12 protein-coding genes are annotated in these 15384 nt (G+C 65.4%); 7 read left to right on the top strand and 5 right to left on the bottom strand.

Features of this window, described 5'->3' with window-relative positions; translation table 11 throughout:
* Window positions 1-2: 2 nt before the first annotated feature.
* Together EPD66_RS11525 and nosP are read right to left on the bottom strand one after the other, a co-directional pair.
* Complete coding sequence (locus tag EPD66_RS11525) at window positions 3-2603, bottom strand: NahK/ErcS family hybrid sensor histidine kinase/response regulator (protein ID WP_142848656.1); 2601 nt, start codon at window positions 2601-2603, stop codon at window positions 3-5.
* A 4-nt stretch (window positions 2604-2607) separates the two neighbouring features.
* Window positions 2608-3798: a nitric oxide-sensing protein NosP gene (nosP, locus tag EPD66_RS11520; RefSeq protein ID WP_142848688.1), complete on the bottom strand. Its 1191-nt coding sequence runs from the start codon at window positions 3796-3798 to the stop codon at window positions 2608-2610.
* Window positions 3799-4072: 274 nt separating this feature from the next.
* Between nosP and EPD66_RS11515 the strand changes: the two genes are divergently transcribed.
* From EPD66_RS11515 to EPD66_RS11490, 6 genes are all read left to right on the top strand, one after another.
* Window positions 4073-4801 (top strand): response regulator transcription factor, encoded by a 729-nt coding sequence (locus EPD66_RS11515; protein WP_142848655.1) that lies wholly within the window; start codon window positions 4073-4075, stop codon window positions 4799-4801.
* A 104-nt stretch (window positions 4802-4905) separates the two neighbouring features.
* Window positions 4906-6606: a diguanylate cyclase gene (locus EPD66_RS11510; protein WP_142848654.1), complete on the top strand. Its 1701-nt coding sequence runs from the start codon at window positions 4906-4908 to the stop codon at window positions 6604-6606.
* Between the two features lie 26 nt (window positions 6607-6632).
* Window positions 6633-8399: a DUF3369 domain-containing protein gene (locus tag EPD66_RS11505; protein ID WP_142848653.1), complete on the top strand. Its 1767-nt coding sequence runs from the start codon at window positions 6633-6635 to the stop codon at window positions 8397-8399.
* A gap of 5 nt (window positions 8400-8404) precedes the next feature.
* Window positions 8405-9004, top strand: coding sequence for a SiaB family protein kinase (locus EPD66_RS11500; protein ID WP_255448452.1), 600 nt, complete (start codon window positions 8405-8407; stop codon window positions 9002-9004).
* 37 nt (window positions 9005-9041) lie between these two features.
* Window positions 9042-9434, top strand: a complete 393-nt coding sequence (locus EPD66_RS11495) for a DUF1987 domain-containing protein (protein ID WP_142848652.1) — start codon at window positions 9042-9044, stop codon at window positions 9432-9434.
* On the top strand, window positions 9431-10486 hold the full coding sequence (locus EPD66_RS11490; RefSeq protein WP_142848651.1) for a sensor histidine kinase: 1056 nt from the start codon (window positions 9431-9433) through the stop codon (window positions 10484-10486). Before EPD66_RS11495 ends, EPD66_RS11490 begins: the two co-directional genes overlap by 4 nt.
* Window positions 10487-10493: 7 nt before the next feature.
* On the opposite strand, the gene EPD66_RS11485 is transcribed toward EPD66_RS11490, so the two are convergent.
* Window positions 10494-12479: an aminopeptidase P family protein gene (locus tag EPD66_RS11485; RefSeq protein WP_142848650.1), complete on the bottom strand. Its 1986-nt coding sequence runs from the start codon at window positions 12477-12479 to the stop codon at window positions 10494-10496.
* 26 nt (window positions 12480-12505) lie between these two features.
* Window positions 12506-12688 carry a hypothetical protein gene (locus EPD66_RS24050; RefSeq protein ID WP_185961374.1) on the bottom strand — a complete coding sequence of 61 codons (183 nt, stop codon included), beginning with the start codon at window positions 12686-12688 and terminating at the stop codon, window positions 12506-12508.
* On the opposite strand from EPD66_RS24050, the gene EPD66_RS11480 reads away from it, so the two are divergent.
* Window positions 12687-13055, top strand: a complete 369-nt coding sequence (locus EPD66_RS11480) for a DUF1127 domain-containing protein (RefSeq protein WP_185961373.1) — start codon at window positions 12687-12689, stop codon at window positions 13053-13055. The genes EPD66_RS24050 and EPD66_RS11480 overlap by 2 nt on opposite strands.
* A 61-nt stretch (window positions 13056-13116) precedes the next feature.
* Here the strand turns inward: EPD66_RS11480 and EPD66_RS11475 are convergent, their stop codons facing one another.
* Complete coding sequence (locus EPD66_RS11475) at window positions 13117-15288, bottom strand: malate synthase G (RefSeq protein WP_142848648.1); 2172 nt, start codon at window positions 15286-15288, stop codon at window positions 13117-13119.
* Between the last annotated feature and the right edge of the window lie 96 nt (window positions 15289-15384).

Genomic DNA, 15384 nt, shown 5'->3' with positions numbered 1-15384 from the left:
CCTCAGGCCTTCGCCTTCATCCGCACCCGGCCCGCCAGCAGATGGGCCATGAGAGAGCGCAGCTTGGCCGGTTTGATCGGCTTGTTGAGCAGGTGCCAGCCGGCGGCGGAGACGGCGGACTGGACTTCGGGCGTGTGGTTGGCGGTCACCACGATCGCCGGAACCCGCCCGCCCAGGCGGGACTGAAGCGCGGCGATGGCGTCCAGGCCGATATCGCCCTCGTCCAGATGGTAATCGACGATCAGTAGTTCCGGACGGCGGCCATCGGCCTCCAGCAGGGCCAGGGCCTCGGCACGGGAGGACGCGGACAGGACATCGCAGGACCAGCCTTCCAGCAAAGCCGACATGCCGCTCAGCACCTTGGCATCGTTGTCGAGGACTAGCACCAGGGCCCCGGCAAGGTTGTTGCCCCGATGCACCGGGGAAAGATCGTCCCGCACCTGGACCGTGAGGCTGTCGCCATAGGGCACGACGACGCCGAACATGCTGCCTCGCCCGGGAACCGAGCGCACGACGATGCGATGGCCTAGTTTGCGACAGATGCGTTCGACGATCGCCAGGCCCAGCCCCATGCCCTTTTCGCGGCTGTCGTTCTGCAAACGGCGGAATTCCTCGAAGATATCGCCCAGTTTGTCTTCGGGAATACCGATGCCGGTGTCCCAGACCCCGATCAGCAGGCCGTCATCCTGGCGGCGGCAACCCACCAGGATGCGTCCGCGCGGCGTATAGCGGATGGCGTTGCTGATGAAATTGCGCAGGATGCGCCCGAGCAGCCGCTGGTCGCTGCGCAGCACGCAGGAACAGGGGCGGACCTTCAGCGACAGCCCCTTGGCGCGGGCTTGCAGCACATGCTCGGCCGCCATCGCCGCCAGCAGGGAATCCACGTTGAAATCCACCGGCTGGGCATTCAGCACCCCGGCATCCAGCTTGGAGATGTCGAGCAGGGCGTTGAGCAATTCGTCCACCGCTTCCAGGGCCGATACGGTGTTCTCGGCCAAAGCGCGGTTCGTCGCCGACAGGCGCCGTTCCGATAAGGCGGTGGCGAAGACGCGGGCGGCGTTCAGCGGTTGCAGCAGATCGTGGCTCGCCGCCGCCAGGAACTTGGTCTTCGACAAATTGGCCTGATCGGCAGCGGTCTTGGCCTCGCGCAGGGCGGCATTGGCGGCACTCAATTCGGCGGTGCGCTCCTTCACCCGCCGTTCCAGCGTCTCCTTGGCCTCGCGCAATTGCTCGTCCGCCAGCCGCCTTTCCGTGATGTCCTGGATCAGGGCGAAGAAGCCCAGAACCTCGCCATGGGCGCCCATATGGGGCACATAGGTGGCCAGGGCGTATTGGATATGGCGTTCCTTGACCGGCAGCGTCATCTCGAAGCTGCAGGCCTGGCCGGACATGACCACGTCGATATAGTGGCTGCGCTTGTTATAGAGTTCCTCGCCCAGTACCTCGCGCATGTAGCTGCCGTTGATCTCGCTGCGCGGACGGCCGAACCATTCCTCATAGGCCTTGTTGGTGAAGCTGTAACGCTCCTCGCCGTCCACATAGGCGATCAGGGCCGGCATGGCATCCGTGATCAGGCGGAGCCGTCGCTCGCTGTCGCGCAGCGCTTCCTCGGACTGCTTGCGCCCGGTGATGTCGGTGAAGGTGGCGACGAAGCCGCCGCCCGGCATGGCATTGCGGTGGATTTCCAGCACGCGGCCGTCGCGGCAGGCATGTTCGGTCAACAGTGGGACGGCCTCGTCCCTTTCGGCGGCGGCCATGGCCTCGGCATCCAGGAAGGCGGAAAGCGGCATGCCCGGCCGGGCGAGATCCCGATCCAGGCCCAGCAGGTCGATGAAACGCTCGTTCCAGGCGGTCAGCCGCTGCTCCGCATCGAAGACACAGACGCCTTGCGACAGATTGTCCAGAGTCGCCTGCAACAGGACGGATTTCTGCGCCAGTTCCCGTTCGCGCCGCCGCTTTTCCGAGATCTTGATCTCGGTGATGTCGGTATAGATGCCGACGATGCCGCCATCGGCGGTGCGGCGCTCGCTGACCTGCACCCAGCGCCCGTCCTTGAACTGCATCACGAAAAGCTCGCCCGGCGCGCGGTGATGCGCCAGGCGGCGCTCCAGCCAGCCCGTGGGATCGTCCTGCGCATCCGCCACTTGGCCGGTCTGGACGGCCTTGCGCAGCATGTCCTCGAAGCCCAGGCCGGGACGCATGATCCCGTCCGCCCCCGGCCACATCTCGCGGAACTTGCTGTTGAACAGCACCAGCCGGTCGTCGCCGTCAGTCAGCACGAAGCCTTCGGAAATGGCCTCGATGGCCTCGCTCAGCCGGGCCTTGGCGGTTTCCTCTTCTTCCTTGGCGAGGCTTAAGGCGCCGTTGGAGCGTTCCAGCTCGCGCAGGGCCGATTCCAGGGCCATGGTGCGTTCGCGCACCTTGCTTTCCAGCAGGATGGCCGTCTGGAACAGGGAAAAGGCATTGCCCTGGTAATCCATGCTGCGCTCGACCCGGTCCATCAGGGCCTTGTTGATCTTGCGCAGCTTGGCATTCTCGCGCTCCAGCTCGGCCAGCCTGTCCTCGGCCGTCACCGGATGTGGCTGGGGCGCGAAATCGTCCATGGCCTCAGCTCCGCCCCGAAGCGGCGATGGCGACCCCGGTGAAGGTCTGGTTCACATGCATCGCCTGGAATTGCTCGCCGAAGGTGGAGAAGCCGATGACGTTGTTCTCGGCCATGATGCGTCCCGCCCGCCCCAGCAACTGGTGCTGTTCCAGTTCCAGATAGCGCAGGATGCAGTCGCAGCCGATGACCAGGCCGGGCGGCCCCATCTCGTCGCGCAGGCGGTCGAAAAGCCGCAGCAGGTCCTGGGTGATGTCGGTGCTGCCGCGCGCCAGGGTCAGGACGATTCCCTCGTCGATGGCGCAGAAGAAGGTCAGGCTTTCATCCGGATTGACCTTCTGGATCGAGCGCACGAAGTTCATGCCCCCCACCCGCACCACCACCGGCCGGGCGGCGAAGATCTGGGGCGTGAGGTCCTCCATCTCCAGGCCGATCAGCCGGGCATATTCCCGCGCCGCCGGCTCGGCATTGATCTCGTTGACGACGCGGCGGGTGGGATCGGCCTCGGTGACCACCATCTTCTCGCCATATCCGGCGAAATGCTCGGTCTTGAAGACGCGGAAGGGATGGCGGCAGGCGATCAGGGTGAAGACGGCGCTGTTGCTGCGGAACTCGCCGTCATACAGGACCGGCGTCTTCTGGAAGCGCAGGGAATCCGCCGCCGAGCCGCCGAAGAGCGGGATCTCCCCCAGGGCGCCGTGCAGCGAACTGACCACCGTCTCCTCGCAGATGGACAGGCCGTCGATCAGAACCATGGCAAAGATCTGGTCGCGCCGCAGGCCGGGCATCTGGCGCTCCAGGCGCTGCAAGGCATGGCGCACCACTTCATGGCCCTGGGCCATGGTGAAGGCGGCCAGATTGTCGATCCGTTCGCTGGCGGCGTGGAAATCCGGGGCGGACAGGCTGAGCCCCACCGCACCGCCGCGCATATAGCCGCCCGGCCCCAATTCGCCGGCCGTGGTGCAGCCGATCACCGGCACGTCGCCGAACCGCCTGCGCAAGGCGGCGGAAAAGGCGGACAAGTCCATCTCGGCCGAACAGAACACCATCACCAAGGACGTGCCGGGCCCGGAGAGGGCGCGGAACAGGTCCTCCGCCGCGTCTTCGGCCGTTGTCGCTCGCGTGACACCCCGCCGGGTGCATGTCCCTTCCAGTACTCCCTCCCGTGCCGTCCCTGCCCTTTCGGGGGGCGGCATCATCTTTTCATGATGAGGAGTATACTTTGGCTTGCAGCGAAGCCAAACCGGCAACGCAAGGGTCCCCCGGAATAATACCCAAGCCCGTATCGCGGCAGGCTGCTCTTCGCGCAGGCTGCATTTCGATGTATTGTGCCGCAGCGGATAGGCCGAGAATTGATCTCTTTTCAAATGAATAACGCGTGACCCCGGACGCATGAGCCTGCCGATGACGTCCCCGGGGGTGGGGACGAACAGGCGGACCGTCGCGGGATGCCTCGACAAGGAGGGGGATATGGGGCGTATCCTGGTCGTCGAAGACGAAATGACGTTGCGCCAGGACCTGATCGAACACCTGACCGATTGCGGACACGAGGTGGATGGCGCCGGCAGTGGACCCGAGATGGACTGCCTGCTGGAGAAGAAGATCTGGGATCTGGTCCTGCTGGACGTCAATCTTCCGGGCGAGGACGGATTCCGCATCGCCGCACGGCTGCGCCGCCAGTCGCAGATCGGCATCATCATGATGACCGCGCGGGGCCTGACCGTCGACCGGGTGGTCGGCCTGGAAATGGGGGCCGACGCCTATATGGTGAAACCGGTCGACCTGCGCGAGTTGCAGGCCCAGGTGGGCACCCTGCTGCGCCGCCTGGGGAACGACGCCCCCCTGCCGCGCCCCCCGGCACAGGTAGCCACGTCGGTCCCAGATTTCGCCGAACGCACCACCTGGATCTTCGATGCCGTGGGATGGACCCTGCAAGGGCCGTCCGGAGCCTGCGTCACCCTGACGGCCACCGAGAAGACCTTCCTGTCGCTGCTCGCCGCGCGTCCGGGCACGCCCGTCTCGCGCAACGACATCTTCGCCGCCCTGGGCAAGCGCCATTGGTCGCCGGGCGACCGTTCCATCGATTCCCTGGTCCGGCGCCTGCGCAGCAAGGTCGAGAAGGAACTGGGCATCCCCCTGCCGGTGCAATCCGTGCATGGCATCGGCTATGCCTTTGCCGCCCCGATCACCCTTGCTTAAGCAAGGGTCATCACAATTCGTCACAAGATGTCTCAGCTTGCGGTTTGTTCCCTGGGTTGATCTGCCGTTTATTTACCGGCCAGATCGACAACAGGAGGACAGCCATGGGAAACCACAGCGCGGTTGCTGGTTCCGATGACGCCGCATGGCGGTCCGGCGAGTATGACGATCTGCGCACCGCCGCGCAGGACATGATCGCGGAAATGGTCGAGACCATCACCAGCCTGTGGGATGTCGTCGACAATGCGGACAGCTGGAGCCCGGACATGGGCGCCTGCATCGATTCCCTCTTCTCCGCCGCCCATTGCCTGACCGGCACCAGCGGCACCGTCGGCTGCACGCAGATCCATCAAACCTCTGCACCGCTGGAATCCGCCCTGCGTCAGTTGCGCAACGAACGCTCCCTGCCCTCGCCCGAAGCCCGCGCGCAGATCTCCCTGTGGATCTCGGAGCTGCGCGACATCTGGTATAAGGGCGACGCCTCCATCATGCTGCCCGCCAAGCCCGGGAAAGGGGCGGAAGCCCCCCCGTCTTCCGACCGCCGCGTCGTGCTGCTGATCGGCAAGGACGCCGACCCGGCGCTGAACCGGCAGCTGACCCTGTTCGGCTATGACGTGCGCGCCTGCCCCTCGGGCGCCGAGGCCCTGGCGAAACTGGCGGAGATCAAGCCCTGCGCCGCCGTGATGGACATGGGCCAGGGCGGCACCTGGGATTACGCCCTGGCTGAACTGAAACAGATCGCCGGAACCGTTCCCACCATCGCCGTGGCCGCGCCGGGCGGCATCGGCGACCGCCTGACCGCCGTCCGCGCCGGATGCCAGGCCTATCTGACCAAGCCGGTCGATGGGGACGATCTGGTACAATGCCTGGACGGCCTGACGCGGGGCGACCAGAACATTCCCTACCGGGTCCTGATCGTCGATGACGACCCGGTCCTGGCACGCAGCTTCTCGCTCACCCTTCGCGGCGTCGGCATGGAAGTGGACGTGCTGTGCCAGCCCTTCGGCATTCTCGACAAGCTGGCGGAATTCCGCCCCGACCTGGTGCTGATGGACGTCTACATGCCCGGCTGCACCGGGATCGAACTGGCCCAGGTGGTACGCCAGCACAAGGAGCATCTGGGCCTGCCGATCGTCTTCCTGTCGGTGGAAAAGGACCTGGACATGGGCCTTACCGCCAAGACCCTGGTCGGTGACGAATTCCTGAACAAGCCCATCGCCCCCAGCCATCTGGCCGCCCATGTGACCAGCCGCATCCGCCGCGCCCGCCAATTGCGGGCGGTGATGGATTGCGACAGTCTGACGGGGCTGCTCAACCATGTTCGGATCAAGGACCGGCTGTCCGCCGAGATCGCCCGCGCCCGCCGCCAGAACACGTTGCTGTCCTTCGCCCTGATCGACCTGGATCATTTCAAGCAGGTCAACGACCGCCTGGGCCACCTGGCCGGCGACCGGGTGATCAAGGCGCTGTCCACCATGCTGACGCGGCGGCTGCGCGCCAGCGACGTGATCGGCCGCTATGGCGGCGAGGAATTCGCCGTGATCCTGCCCGACACGCCCCCCGACCGCGCCATGGAGGTGCTCGACCGCCTGCGGGAAAGCTTCGGCAGCCTGCATCATGGAAGCGAGGAGAGCGGCTTCAAGGTTACCCTGAGCTGCGGAGTCGCCCATTGGAATTCAGGGCTGGACGTAGAAGGCTTCATCCATGCCGCCGACACCGCGCTTTATGCCGCGAAACGCTCTGGTCGGAATCGTGTGGCCGCCTTTTCCTACCATGCTTCAAAAGCCGAATTGGCCGTGCCATGATATACCATACGGGTAGGATATAGAGGATGGCGGGCAAGGAATTGGACGATTTTCTTTTCGCCGAGGAGGCGGACGATCTTTTCGTGACGTCCGCCCAGCAGGACGAGCCCTGGCCGATCCTGGTCGTCGACGACGACCCCCAGGTCCATGCCATGACCCGGGTCATCCTGCGCGACTTCGACTTCCAGGGCCGCGGGTTCGAGGTGGTCAGCGCCTCTTCGGCCGCCGAAGCGCGCTCGATCCTGGCCCAGCGCGCCGACCTTCCCGTGGCGCTTCTCGACGTCGTCATGGAAACCGACGATGCCGGGCTGCGGCTGGTGCGCTATATCCGCGAGGATTTGGGCAACCAGCGCATGCGCATCATCCTGCGCACCGGTCAGCCGGGCGAGGCCCCGGAACGCGACGTCGTCCTGTCCTACGACATCAACGACTACAAGAACAAGACCGAGCTGACGGCGCAGAAACTGTTCACCGCCCTGGTCGGCGCCTTGCGTTCCTGGCAGGACCTCGTCGCCATCGAACGCAACCGGCGCGGCCTGGAAAAGCTGGTGAACGCCACCGGCTCGCTGCTCGATACCCGCTCCATGCGCAGCTTGATGGAGGCCATGGTCCAGCAGCTCACCGACCTGCTGGACAGCCCCGAGGCCGGGGTGGTGGCCTGCCGCGACACCGAACGGGCCGGGGACCGCAGGGTCACGGTGATGGCCGCCGCAGGCTGCTTCGCCGGGACAACCGGCCAATCCATCCATCAATGCCTGCCGTCCGAACTGGTCGATACGATCGAGCTCGGCTTCCTCGAGCAAACCCATCTCTTCGCCGAGGATCACTGCCTGCTGGTCTTCCGCACCCTGGAGCACGGCACCACCGTCCTGCTGCTGCAACGGCGCGAGCCGCTGACCGAGGACGAAAAGCGCCTGCTGGAAGTGTTCTGTACCCATGTCGCAGCGGGGCTGGACAATGCCTGCCTCTATGAAGATCTCTCGCGCCTCAACAAGACGCTGGAACAGCGCGTGGCCGCGCGCACGGCGGAATTGAAGGCCAGCCGGCAGGCCCTGCTGGAGGCCAAGGCGCGGATCGAGCTGGCCCTGGCCCGCGAGACCGAGGCCAAGCAGCAGCAGCGCCAGTTCCTGTCCATGGTCTCGCACGAATTCCGCACGCCGCTGGCGGTGATCGACAGTTCCGCCCAGATGCTGGCGATCAAGGCAGAAAGCCAAGCTCCCACCATGCTGCCGCGCCTGGACACCATCCGCAGCAATGTCAGGCGCATGATCGGGCTGATCGACACCTGCCTGGCCGACGAACGCCTAGATACCGGCCGGCTGGAATTGCGCCTGCGCGACATGGACCTGACGGAATTGCTGCGCGGCCTCGTGGAAAGCCATCGCGCGGCAGCGCCTTCCCACAGCATCCTGCTGGACATGGACTGCCGCAGCCTCCCGTTCCGGGGGGACAGCCAGATGCTGGAACTGGCGATCTCCAACCTTCTGAGCAATGCGGTGAAGTATTCCTCGGAGGTGCGGGTGATCGAATTGCGGCTGCGGGCCGAAGGCCAGGGCGCCGTGATCTCCGTGCGCGATCACGGCGTCGGCGTGCCGCCCGCGGAACAGGAGCGGATCTTCGAGCGCTTCTTCCGCGGCAGCAATTCCAATTGCGCCCCGGGCGCCGGGATCGGGCTGCATCTGGTCCGCCAGATCGCGGAGTTGCACGGCGGAAGCGTGATCGTGGAAAGCGAGGTAGGAGCCGGCTCGACCTTCAGCCTCGTCCTGCCCGGCGAAGCGCCGCCTATCGGCTGACAGCCATGACGCTTCCCGCTATCCTGCCCTCGGGGGCCACTAATTTCGAGTACAGAGAAATGCTTGCCGCACAATACGCCAACTTCAAGCGATCCTTGGACGAAAAAGGGATCATCTTCTCTTTCAGCGGCTATGTCTCCGAGGGGATCCTGTTCTCCCTGGGAGAAGCATTGCGTCAGAAGATGACCCTCGAAGATGCCGACGTGACCACCGTCAAGAAAGTGTTCTCGGTCTTCGTCGAGCAGGTGCAGAACATCATCCGCTATTCCGCCGACCGCATCGGCGAGGCGGGAAGATCGGAACTGAGCTCCGGCATGGTCATCATCGGCATGCAGGAGGGCGATTTCTTCATCGTCTGCGGCAATGTGGTACGCCAGGACGACGTGCCGCGCCTGCGCGAAAGGCTGGACCATATCCGCAGCCTCGACCGCGACGAGTTGAAGGCCCATTACCGCCAGCAACTGCGCGAGGCGCCGGAGGACGGCAGCAAGGGGGCGACCATCGGCCTGATCGAAATCGCCCGGCGCGCCAGCAGCCCCCTCGAATACGACTTCGAGGAATGGGACGACCAGCGCGCCTTTTTCTGCCTGAAGGTCTCGATCTGATAAGAACGATAAACGATAAAGAGTAAGTAAGAGTATTATGACGCAGGAACGATTGACTATTGCCGGGACGGAGCGGTCACCGGAAGTCGACTTCGACTTCGCATCCGGTCGCTTCTCCATGCGCGGGGAATCCTATCCCGAAGATGCCGCCGCCTTCTTCGGGCCGATCTTCGATGCCCTGCGCCGCTATCTCCAGGCCCCCGCCCCGGACGGCATCACGCTTGACATAGAATTCATCTATTTCAACAGCAGCAGTGCCAAGGCCCTGATGAACATCCTGGAAATGCTGGAGAAATCCGCTGCCGACGGCACCAGGGTGGAAATCAACTGGCATTATGCCGATGACGACGACACCATGAAGGAATTCGGCGAGGACTTTTCCGAAGATCTGGAACACGTGACCTTCAATCTTGTCTCGGTGGACGGGTGAACGATCTTTTCGATGCCGAGGAAAAAGCGCTGGCCGATGCCCGCCGCCTTCGGGAGCATCTGGAGGAGGTCGCCGACCCCGAGCTGCGCCGGGGGGTCGGGGCGCTGGTCAAGGCTTTCGAGCGGAGCCTGCGCGAACAACGCCGTCTGGTCCGGTTCAGCGACCGCCTGCAAGGGCAGCTGGCCAATCTGAACCAGGAGCTTCAGCGCCGCCGCCAGGAAGCGGAAGACGCCTTGGCGCGGCTGGAGGAAACCCAGGAAACCCTCGTCCAGCAGGAAAAGCTGGCATCGCTCGGCGCGCTGGTCGCCGGGGTGGCCCATGAAATCAACACACCAGTGGGCATCGCCCTGTCCTGCGCCTCGCATCTCGCCGACGCCACCGAGCGGCTGAAGGATGACTTCGCCTCCGGCAGCCTGTCGCGCAGCGAATTTTCCCGCTATCTGGCCACGGCCGAGGATACCAGCGGCCTGATCCTCGCCAATTGCGACCGCGCCGCGCAGCTGATCCGCAGCTTCAAGCAGGTGGCGACCGACCGCACGAGTTCCGAGCGGCGCCAGTTCGACCTTCGGGACTATGTCGAGGAAGTGCTGTTCAGCCTTGCTCCGCGCCTGCGCCAGCTGGGGCATCAGGTCAGTATCGACTGCCCCTCCGGCCTCACCATGGACAGCTATCCGGGAGCGCTGGCCCAGGTCCTGACCAATCTGGTCATGAACAGCATCCTGCACGCCTATGACGAGGGCCAGACGGGCCAATTCTCCATCACCGTCACCCAGCCCGATGCCGACAGCCTGCGCCTCGTCTTCGCCGATGACGGCAAGGGAATCCCGACCGAGCACCTGCCCCGCATCTTCGACCCCTTCTTCACCACCCGCCGCGGCAACGGCGGCAGCGGGCTGGGCCTGCACATCGTCTACAATCTCGTCACCGGCCCGCTGGGCGGCAGCCTCGGCGTGGACAGCGCCCCCGGCAAGGGAAGCAGCTTCACCCTGCTCCTGCCGCGCGTGGTACGCGAGCGGGAAAACGACACCGTCGAAGCGGAACAGGAGGCCTGAGCGCCTCCTATTCCAGCGGCGCGGTCGCCTGCGCCAGCCAAGCGGCGGTGTCGGAATCGACCAGCGGCGTGATGACGTCGCGCACGCGGGCGTGATAGGCATCCAGCCATGCCGCTTCCTCATCCGTCAGAAGATCCCGGAGGATCAGGCGGCGGTCGATGGGGGCCAGGGTCAGGGTCTCGAAGTCCAGCAGCTTGCGCTCCGCCCCCGGCGGAACCTCGGCCTCGCGCACCACCACCAGATTCTCGATGCGGATGCCATAGGCTCCGGTCTTGTAGTAGCCGGGCTCGTTGGACAGGATCATGCCCGGCTTCAGGGCGATGGCGTTGCCTGCCTTCGAGATGCGCTGCGGCCCTTCATGGACACCCAGATAACTGCCGACGCCGTGGCCGGTGCCATGGTCGTAATCCAGCCCTTCGGCCCAGAGGGCCATGCGAGCCAGGGCATCGAGCTGGCTGCCGGTGGTGCCCTCGGGAAAGCGGGCCCGGGCCAGGGCGATATGGCCCTTCAGCACCAGGGTGAACCGCCGCCTTTCCTCCTCGCCCGGCGTGCCGATGGCGATGGTGCGGGTGACGTCGGTGGTGCCGTCCAGATATTGCGCCCCTGAATCCAGCAGATAGATCTGCCCCGGCTCGATCCGGCGGTCCGTGCGCTCGGTGACGCGGTAATGGACGATGGCGCCATTGGGACCGGCACCCGAGATGGTGGGGAAGCTGAGGCCCCGGAAATGCTCGTTCTCGCGGCGGAAGGCTTCCAGGCGGTCGGCAGCACTGATCTCCGTCAGCCCGCCCTTGGGGGCCTCGGCATCCAGCCAGGCGAGGAAACGACACAGGGCGGCACCGTCACGGCGATGCGCCGCCCTGGTGCCTTCCAGCTCCGCCTCGTTCTTGCAGGCCTTGGGCAAGGCGCAAGGATCGGCGCCACGTACCACCTGCGCCCCGCCCGCTTGCAGGCGTTCGACCGTCCAGGCCGGGGCACCGGCATGGTCCACCCGCACCTTCCTGCCGTTCAGGGCCTCCAGCGCCCCGCCGAATTCTTCCGGGCGGCGCAGGGAGACATCCGCGCCGAGATGTTCGGCCAAGCCGGGAGCCAGCTTGCGCGGGTCCACGAACAGATCCATCCGCCCATCGGCGTATAACAGACCGAAGCACAGAGGCAAGGGCGTGAAGGGCACGTCGCCGCCGCGGATGTTCAGCAGCCAAGCCAGGGAATCGGGCTGGGTCAGGACCACCGCATCCTGCTTGGCGGCAGCCAGCAAAGCGCCGATCTCGCGCCGTTTTTCCGCCGAGGCGCGGCCCGCCAGATGATCGGGATGAGGCCGGATGGGTGAAACGGGCGGCGGCGGCTGGTCGTCCCAGACGGCATCCAAGGGATTATCCGCACAGCCCACCAGCATCGCCCCGGCGCGTTCGCAGGCCTTGGCCAGGCGGTCGGCGCCGTCGGGGGTATGCAGCCAGGGATCGTAGCCGAGACGCGCCCCCTCGCCCAAATTCTCGGCAAGCCAGTCGGTCGGCGGCGATTCCGAGATATGACGGTATTCGAAGGCGGTGCCGTCGACCTCGCTTTCCACCTGGAGCGTATAGCGGCCGTCCACGAAGACGGCGGCCTTGTCGGCCAGCACGACGGCCATACCGGCCGAGCCGGTGAAGCCCGTCAGCCAAGCCAGCCGTTCGGCACGGGCGGGAACATATTCGCCCTGATGCTCGTCGCTGCGCGGCACCACGAAGCCGTCCAGCCCGCGCCGCGCCAGTTCCGCCCGCAGGGCCTGCAAGCGCCCGACCGGCACTGGCCCCGGCCCGGTGCCGGGAACGGCACGCAACCGCGCCACCAATTCCGTCAGCGCCCGGCGCTGGTCGGGGCTGGGCGGGGGCTGGACCAGGGCCAGCCAGCCTTCCGGCTCGACCCCTTCCGGGGCGGCGGCAATTCCGGCGGCAAGGTCACGCCATTCCTGGGGCAAGTGTTCTTCATCCTGCTGGGCGATATAGGAAGCCACGGCAAATCCTCCTCTTCGCCTGAAAGCTAAGCGCCCATCGCCTTGCGGGCAAGTAGGGCTTTCGCCCCCTGTCCGCGCGGGACGGCGGAAAGGGGATATGCGGCAATGGAATTGCTGCTCTGCAAAATTTCCGCCACCGGTTCGGCGAAAGCGGGCATATGGTGTCGCCGTGGCATCAATTGCTGCAGTTGCGAAGAAGGTTTTGTCATGAATACCTCCCAGTCCGACATCCTCTACCACGACACCAACGAGGTCTTGGCCGCCGCGCGCAAGGCCCGCGCCGAAGCCTTCGCCACCGTGTGCCTGTCGGCGTTCCGGGGTGTTGGCGCTGCCCTGGCCCCGCTTGTCGCGCCGCTGCGCGAGTGGGTGGCGCGTAGCAAGATGCAGGCGGAACTGAACGGCCTGACCGACGCGGAACTGGCCGATATGGGTCTGACCCGCGGCGACATTCCCGCCGTCGTCGACGGCACCTACGGCGACATGCGCAGCCAGCGCAGCCGCATCCGCCCGCTGTCCGTCCGCATCGATCCCGGCGCCCGCCGCACCTCCAAGGACGGCAAGTCGCTGGCGGCCTGATTTTTTCTTTCCAGTCAGTCCATTGAAAAACGCCCCGGCCTCTCGGCCGGGGCGTTTTCCTTTACGCCTTCGCCTTCACTTCAAGGCGATAGCGGTGCAGCAGCGGTTCGGTATAGCCGCTGGGCTGCTCGCGGCCCTTGAAGACGAGATCGCAAGCCGCCTTGAAGGCGATGCTGTTCTCGAAATCGGCGGCCATGGGCTTATAGGCCGGATCGCCCGCATTCTGACGGTCCACCACGGCGGCCATGCGCTTCATGGTCTCCATCACCTGCTCCTCGGTGCAGATGCCGTGATGCAGCCAGTTGGCCATGTGCTGGCTGGAGATACGCAAGGTCGCGCGGTCTTCCATCAGGCCGACATTGTGGATGTCCGGCACCTTGGAACAGCCGACGCCCTGGTCGATCCAGCGGACGACGTAACCCAGGATGCCCTGGGCGTTGTTGTCCAGTTCCTGCTGGATTTCCTCTTCCGACCAGTTGGGGCGGTCGGCCAGCGGAATGGTCAGCAGGTCGTCCAGGCTGGCGCGCTTGCGGCTCTTCAGTTCTTCCTGGCGGGCGGCCACGTCGACCTGATGATAATGCAACGCATGCAGGGTGGCGGCGGTGGGCGACGGCACCCAGGCGGTGTTGGCCCCGGCCTGCGGATGGCCGATCTTGACCTTCAGCATCTCGGCCATGCGGTCGGGCATCGCCCACATGCCCTTGCCGATCTGCGCCCGGCCCTTCAGGCCGCAAGCCAGGCCGATATCGACGTTCCAGTCCTCGTAGGCCTTGATCCAGGCCGTCGCCTTCATGTCGGCCTTGCGGACCACCGGACCGGCTTCCATGGCGGTGTGGATCTCGTCGCCGGTGCGGTCGAGGAAGCCGGTATTGATGAAGACCACGCGGTTCTTGGCGGCGCGGATGCATTCCTTGAGGTTGACGGTGGTGCGCCGCTCCTCGTCCATGATGCCGATCTTCAGGGTATGGCGCGCCAGACCCAGGGCATCCTCGACGCGGTCGAAGAGTTCGTTGGCGAAGGCCACTTCCTCGGGACCGTGCATCTTGGGCTTGACGATATAGACCGACCCGGCGCGGCTGTTGCGCAGGCGGCCCAGGCCCTTCAGGTCATGGATGGCGATCAGCGAGGTGATCATGGCATCCAGCAGGCCTTCCGGCGCCGGGCTGCCGTCCTTCAGGCGCACCGCGTCGATGGTCATCAGATGGCCGACATTGCGGATCAGCATCAGGCTGCGGCCATGCAGGGTCAACGTGCTGCCGTCCGGGGCGGTATAGACGCGGTCGCCTTCCAGGCTGCGCTCGACGGTCTTGCCGCCCTTGGGGAAGGAAGCCGTCAGGGTCCCCTTCATCAGGCCCAGCCAGTTGCGGTAGACGGCGACCTTGTCGGCGGCGTCCACGGCGGCGATGGAATCCTCGCAGTCCATGATGGTGGTCAGCGCCGATTCCACCACCAGGTCGGCGACGCCCGCCGGATCGTCCTTGCCGATGGGATGGCTGCGGTCGATGCGGATTTCCAGATGCAGGCCGTTATTGCGCAGCAGGATCGCTTCCGGGGCCGAGGCATCGCCGCGATAACCGACGAATTTGCTCGGATCCGCCAAGCCGACGATCTGGTCGTCGGGCAGGCCGACCAGCAGGGCGCCGTCCTCGACCGTATAGGACAGGGACTCGGCATGGGAGCCGGTCTCCAGCGGCGCCGCCTGGTCCAGGATGTTGCGGGCGAAGGCGATGACCTTGGCGCCGCGCTTCGGATTGTAGCCCGCGCCACGCTCGGCGCCGTCTTCGTCGCTGATGGCATCCGTGCCGTACAGGGCGTCATACAGGCTGCCCCAGCGGGCATTGGCGGCGTTCAGGGCATAGCGGGCGTTCATCACCGGCACGACCAGCTGCGGGCCAGCCGTATGGGCGATCTCGGTATCCACATTGCTGGTGCTGGCGCTGAAATCCTCGCCTTCGGGCAGCAGATAGCCGATTTCGCGCAGGAAGGCCTTATAGGCGTCCAGGTCGATCTGCTGGCCGCGCCGGCTGCGGTACCATTCGTCGATCTTGGCCTGCAACTCGTCGCGCTTGGCAAGCAGCGCCTTGTTGCGCGGGGCCATGTCGTGCAGAAGGGCATCCAGGGCCGACCAGAACTGGCCGGAGGAGATGCCGGTACCGGGCAGAGCCTCTTGTTCGATAAAGTGGTGAAGTTCGGCGGCAACCTGGATGTTGCCGGTCTCGATCCACAAGCTCACTGCTCCGCTCCTTTCTTCTTATACGCCGTCGTGGCGGTCAAGCTGTGTGCAAACTTTTCCAACGCTCCCTCCGGCCAGACATTGACATCGAATACA

Source organism: Telmatospirillum sp. J64-1 (assembly GCF_006980715.1).
GTDB classification, from domain to species: Bacteria; Pseudomonadota; Alphaproteobacteria; order Rhodospirillales; family Magnetospirillaceae; genus Oleiliquidispirillum; species Oleiliquidispirillum nitrogeniifigens.
This window is presented reverse-complemented; position numbering and strand designations above follow the sequence as displayed.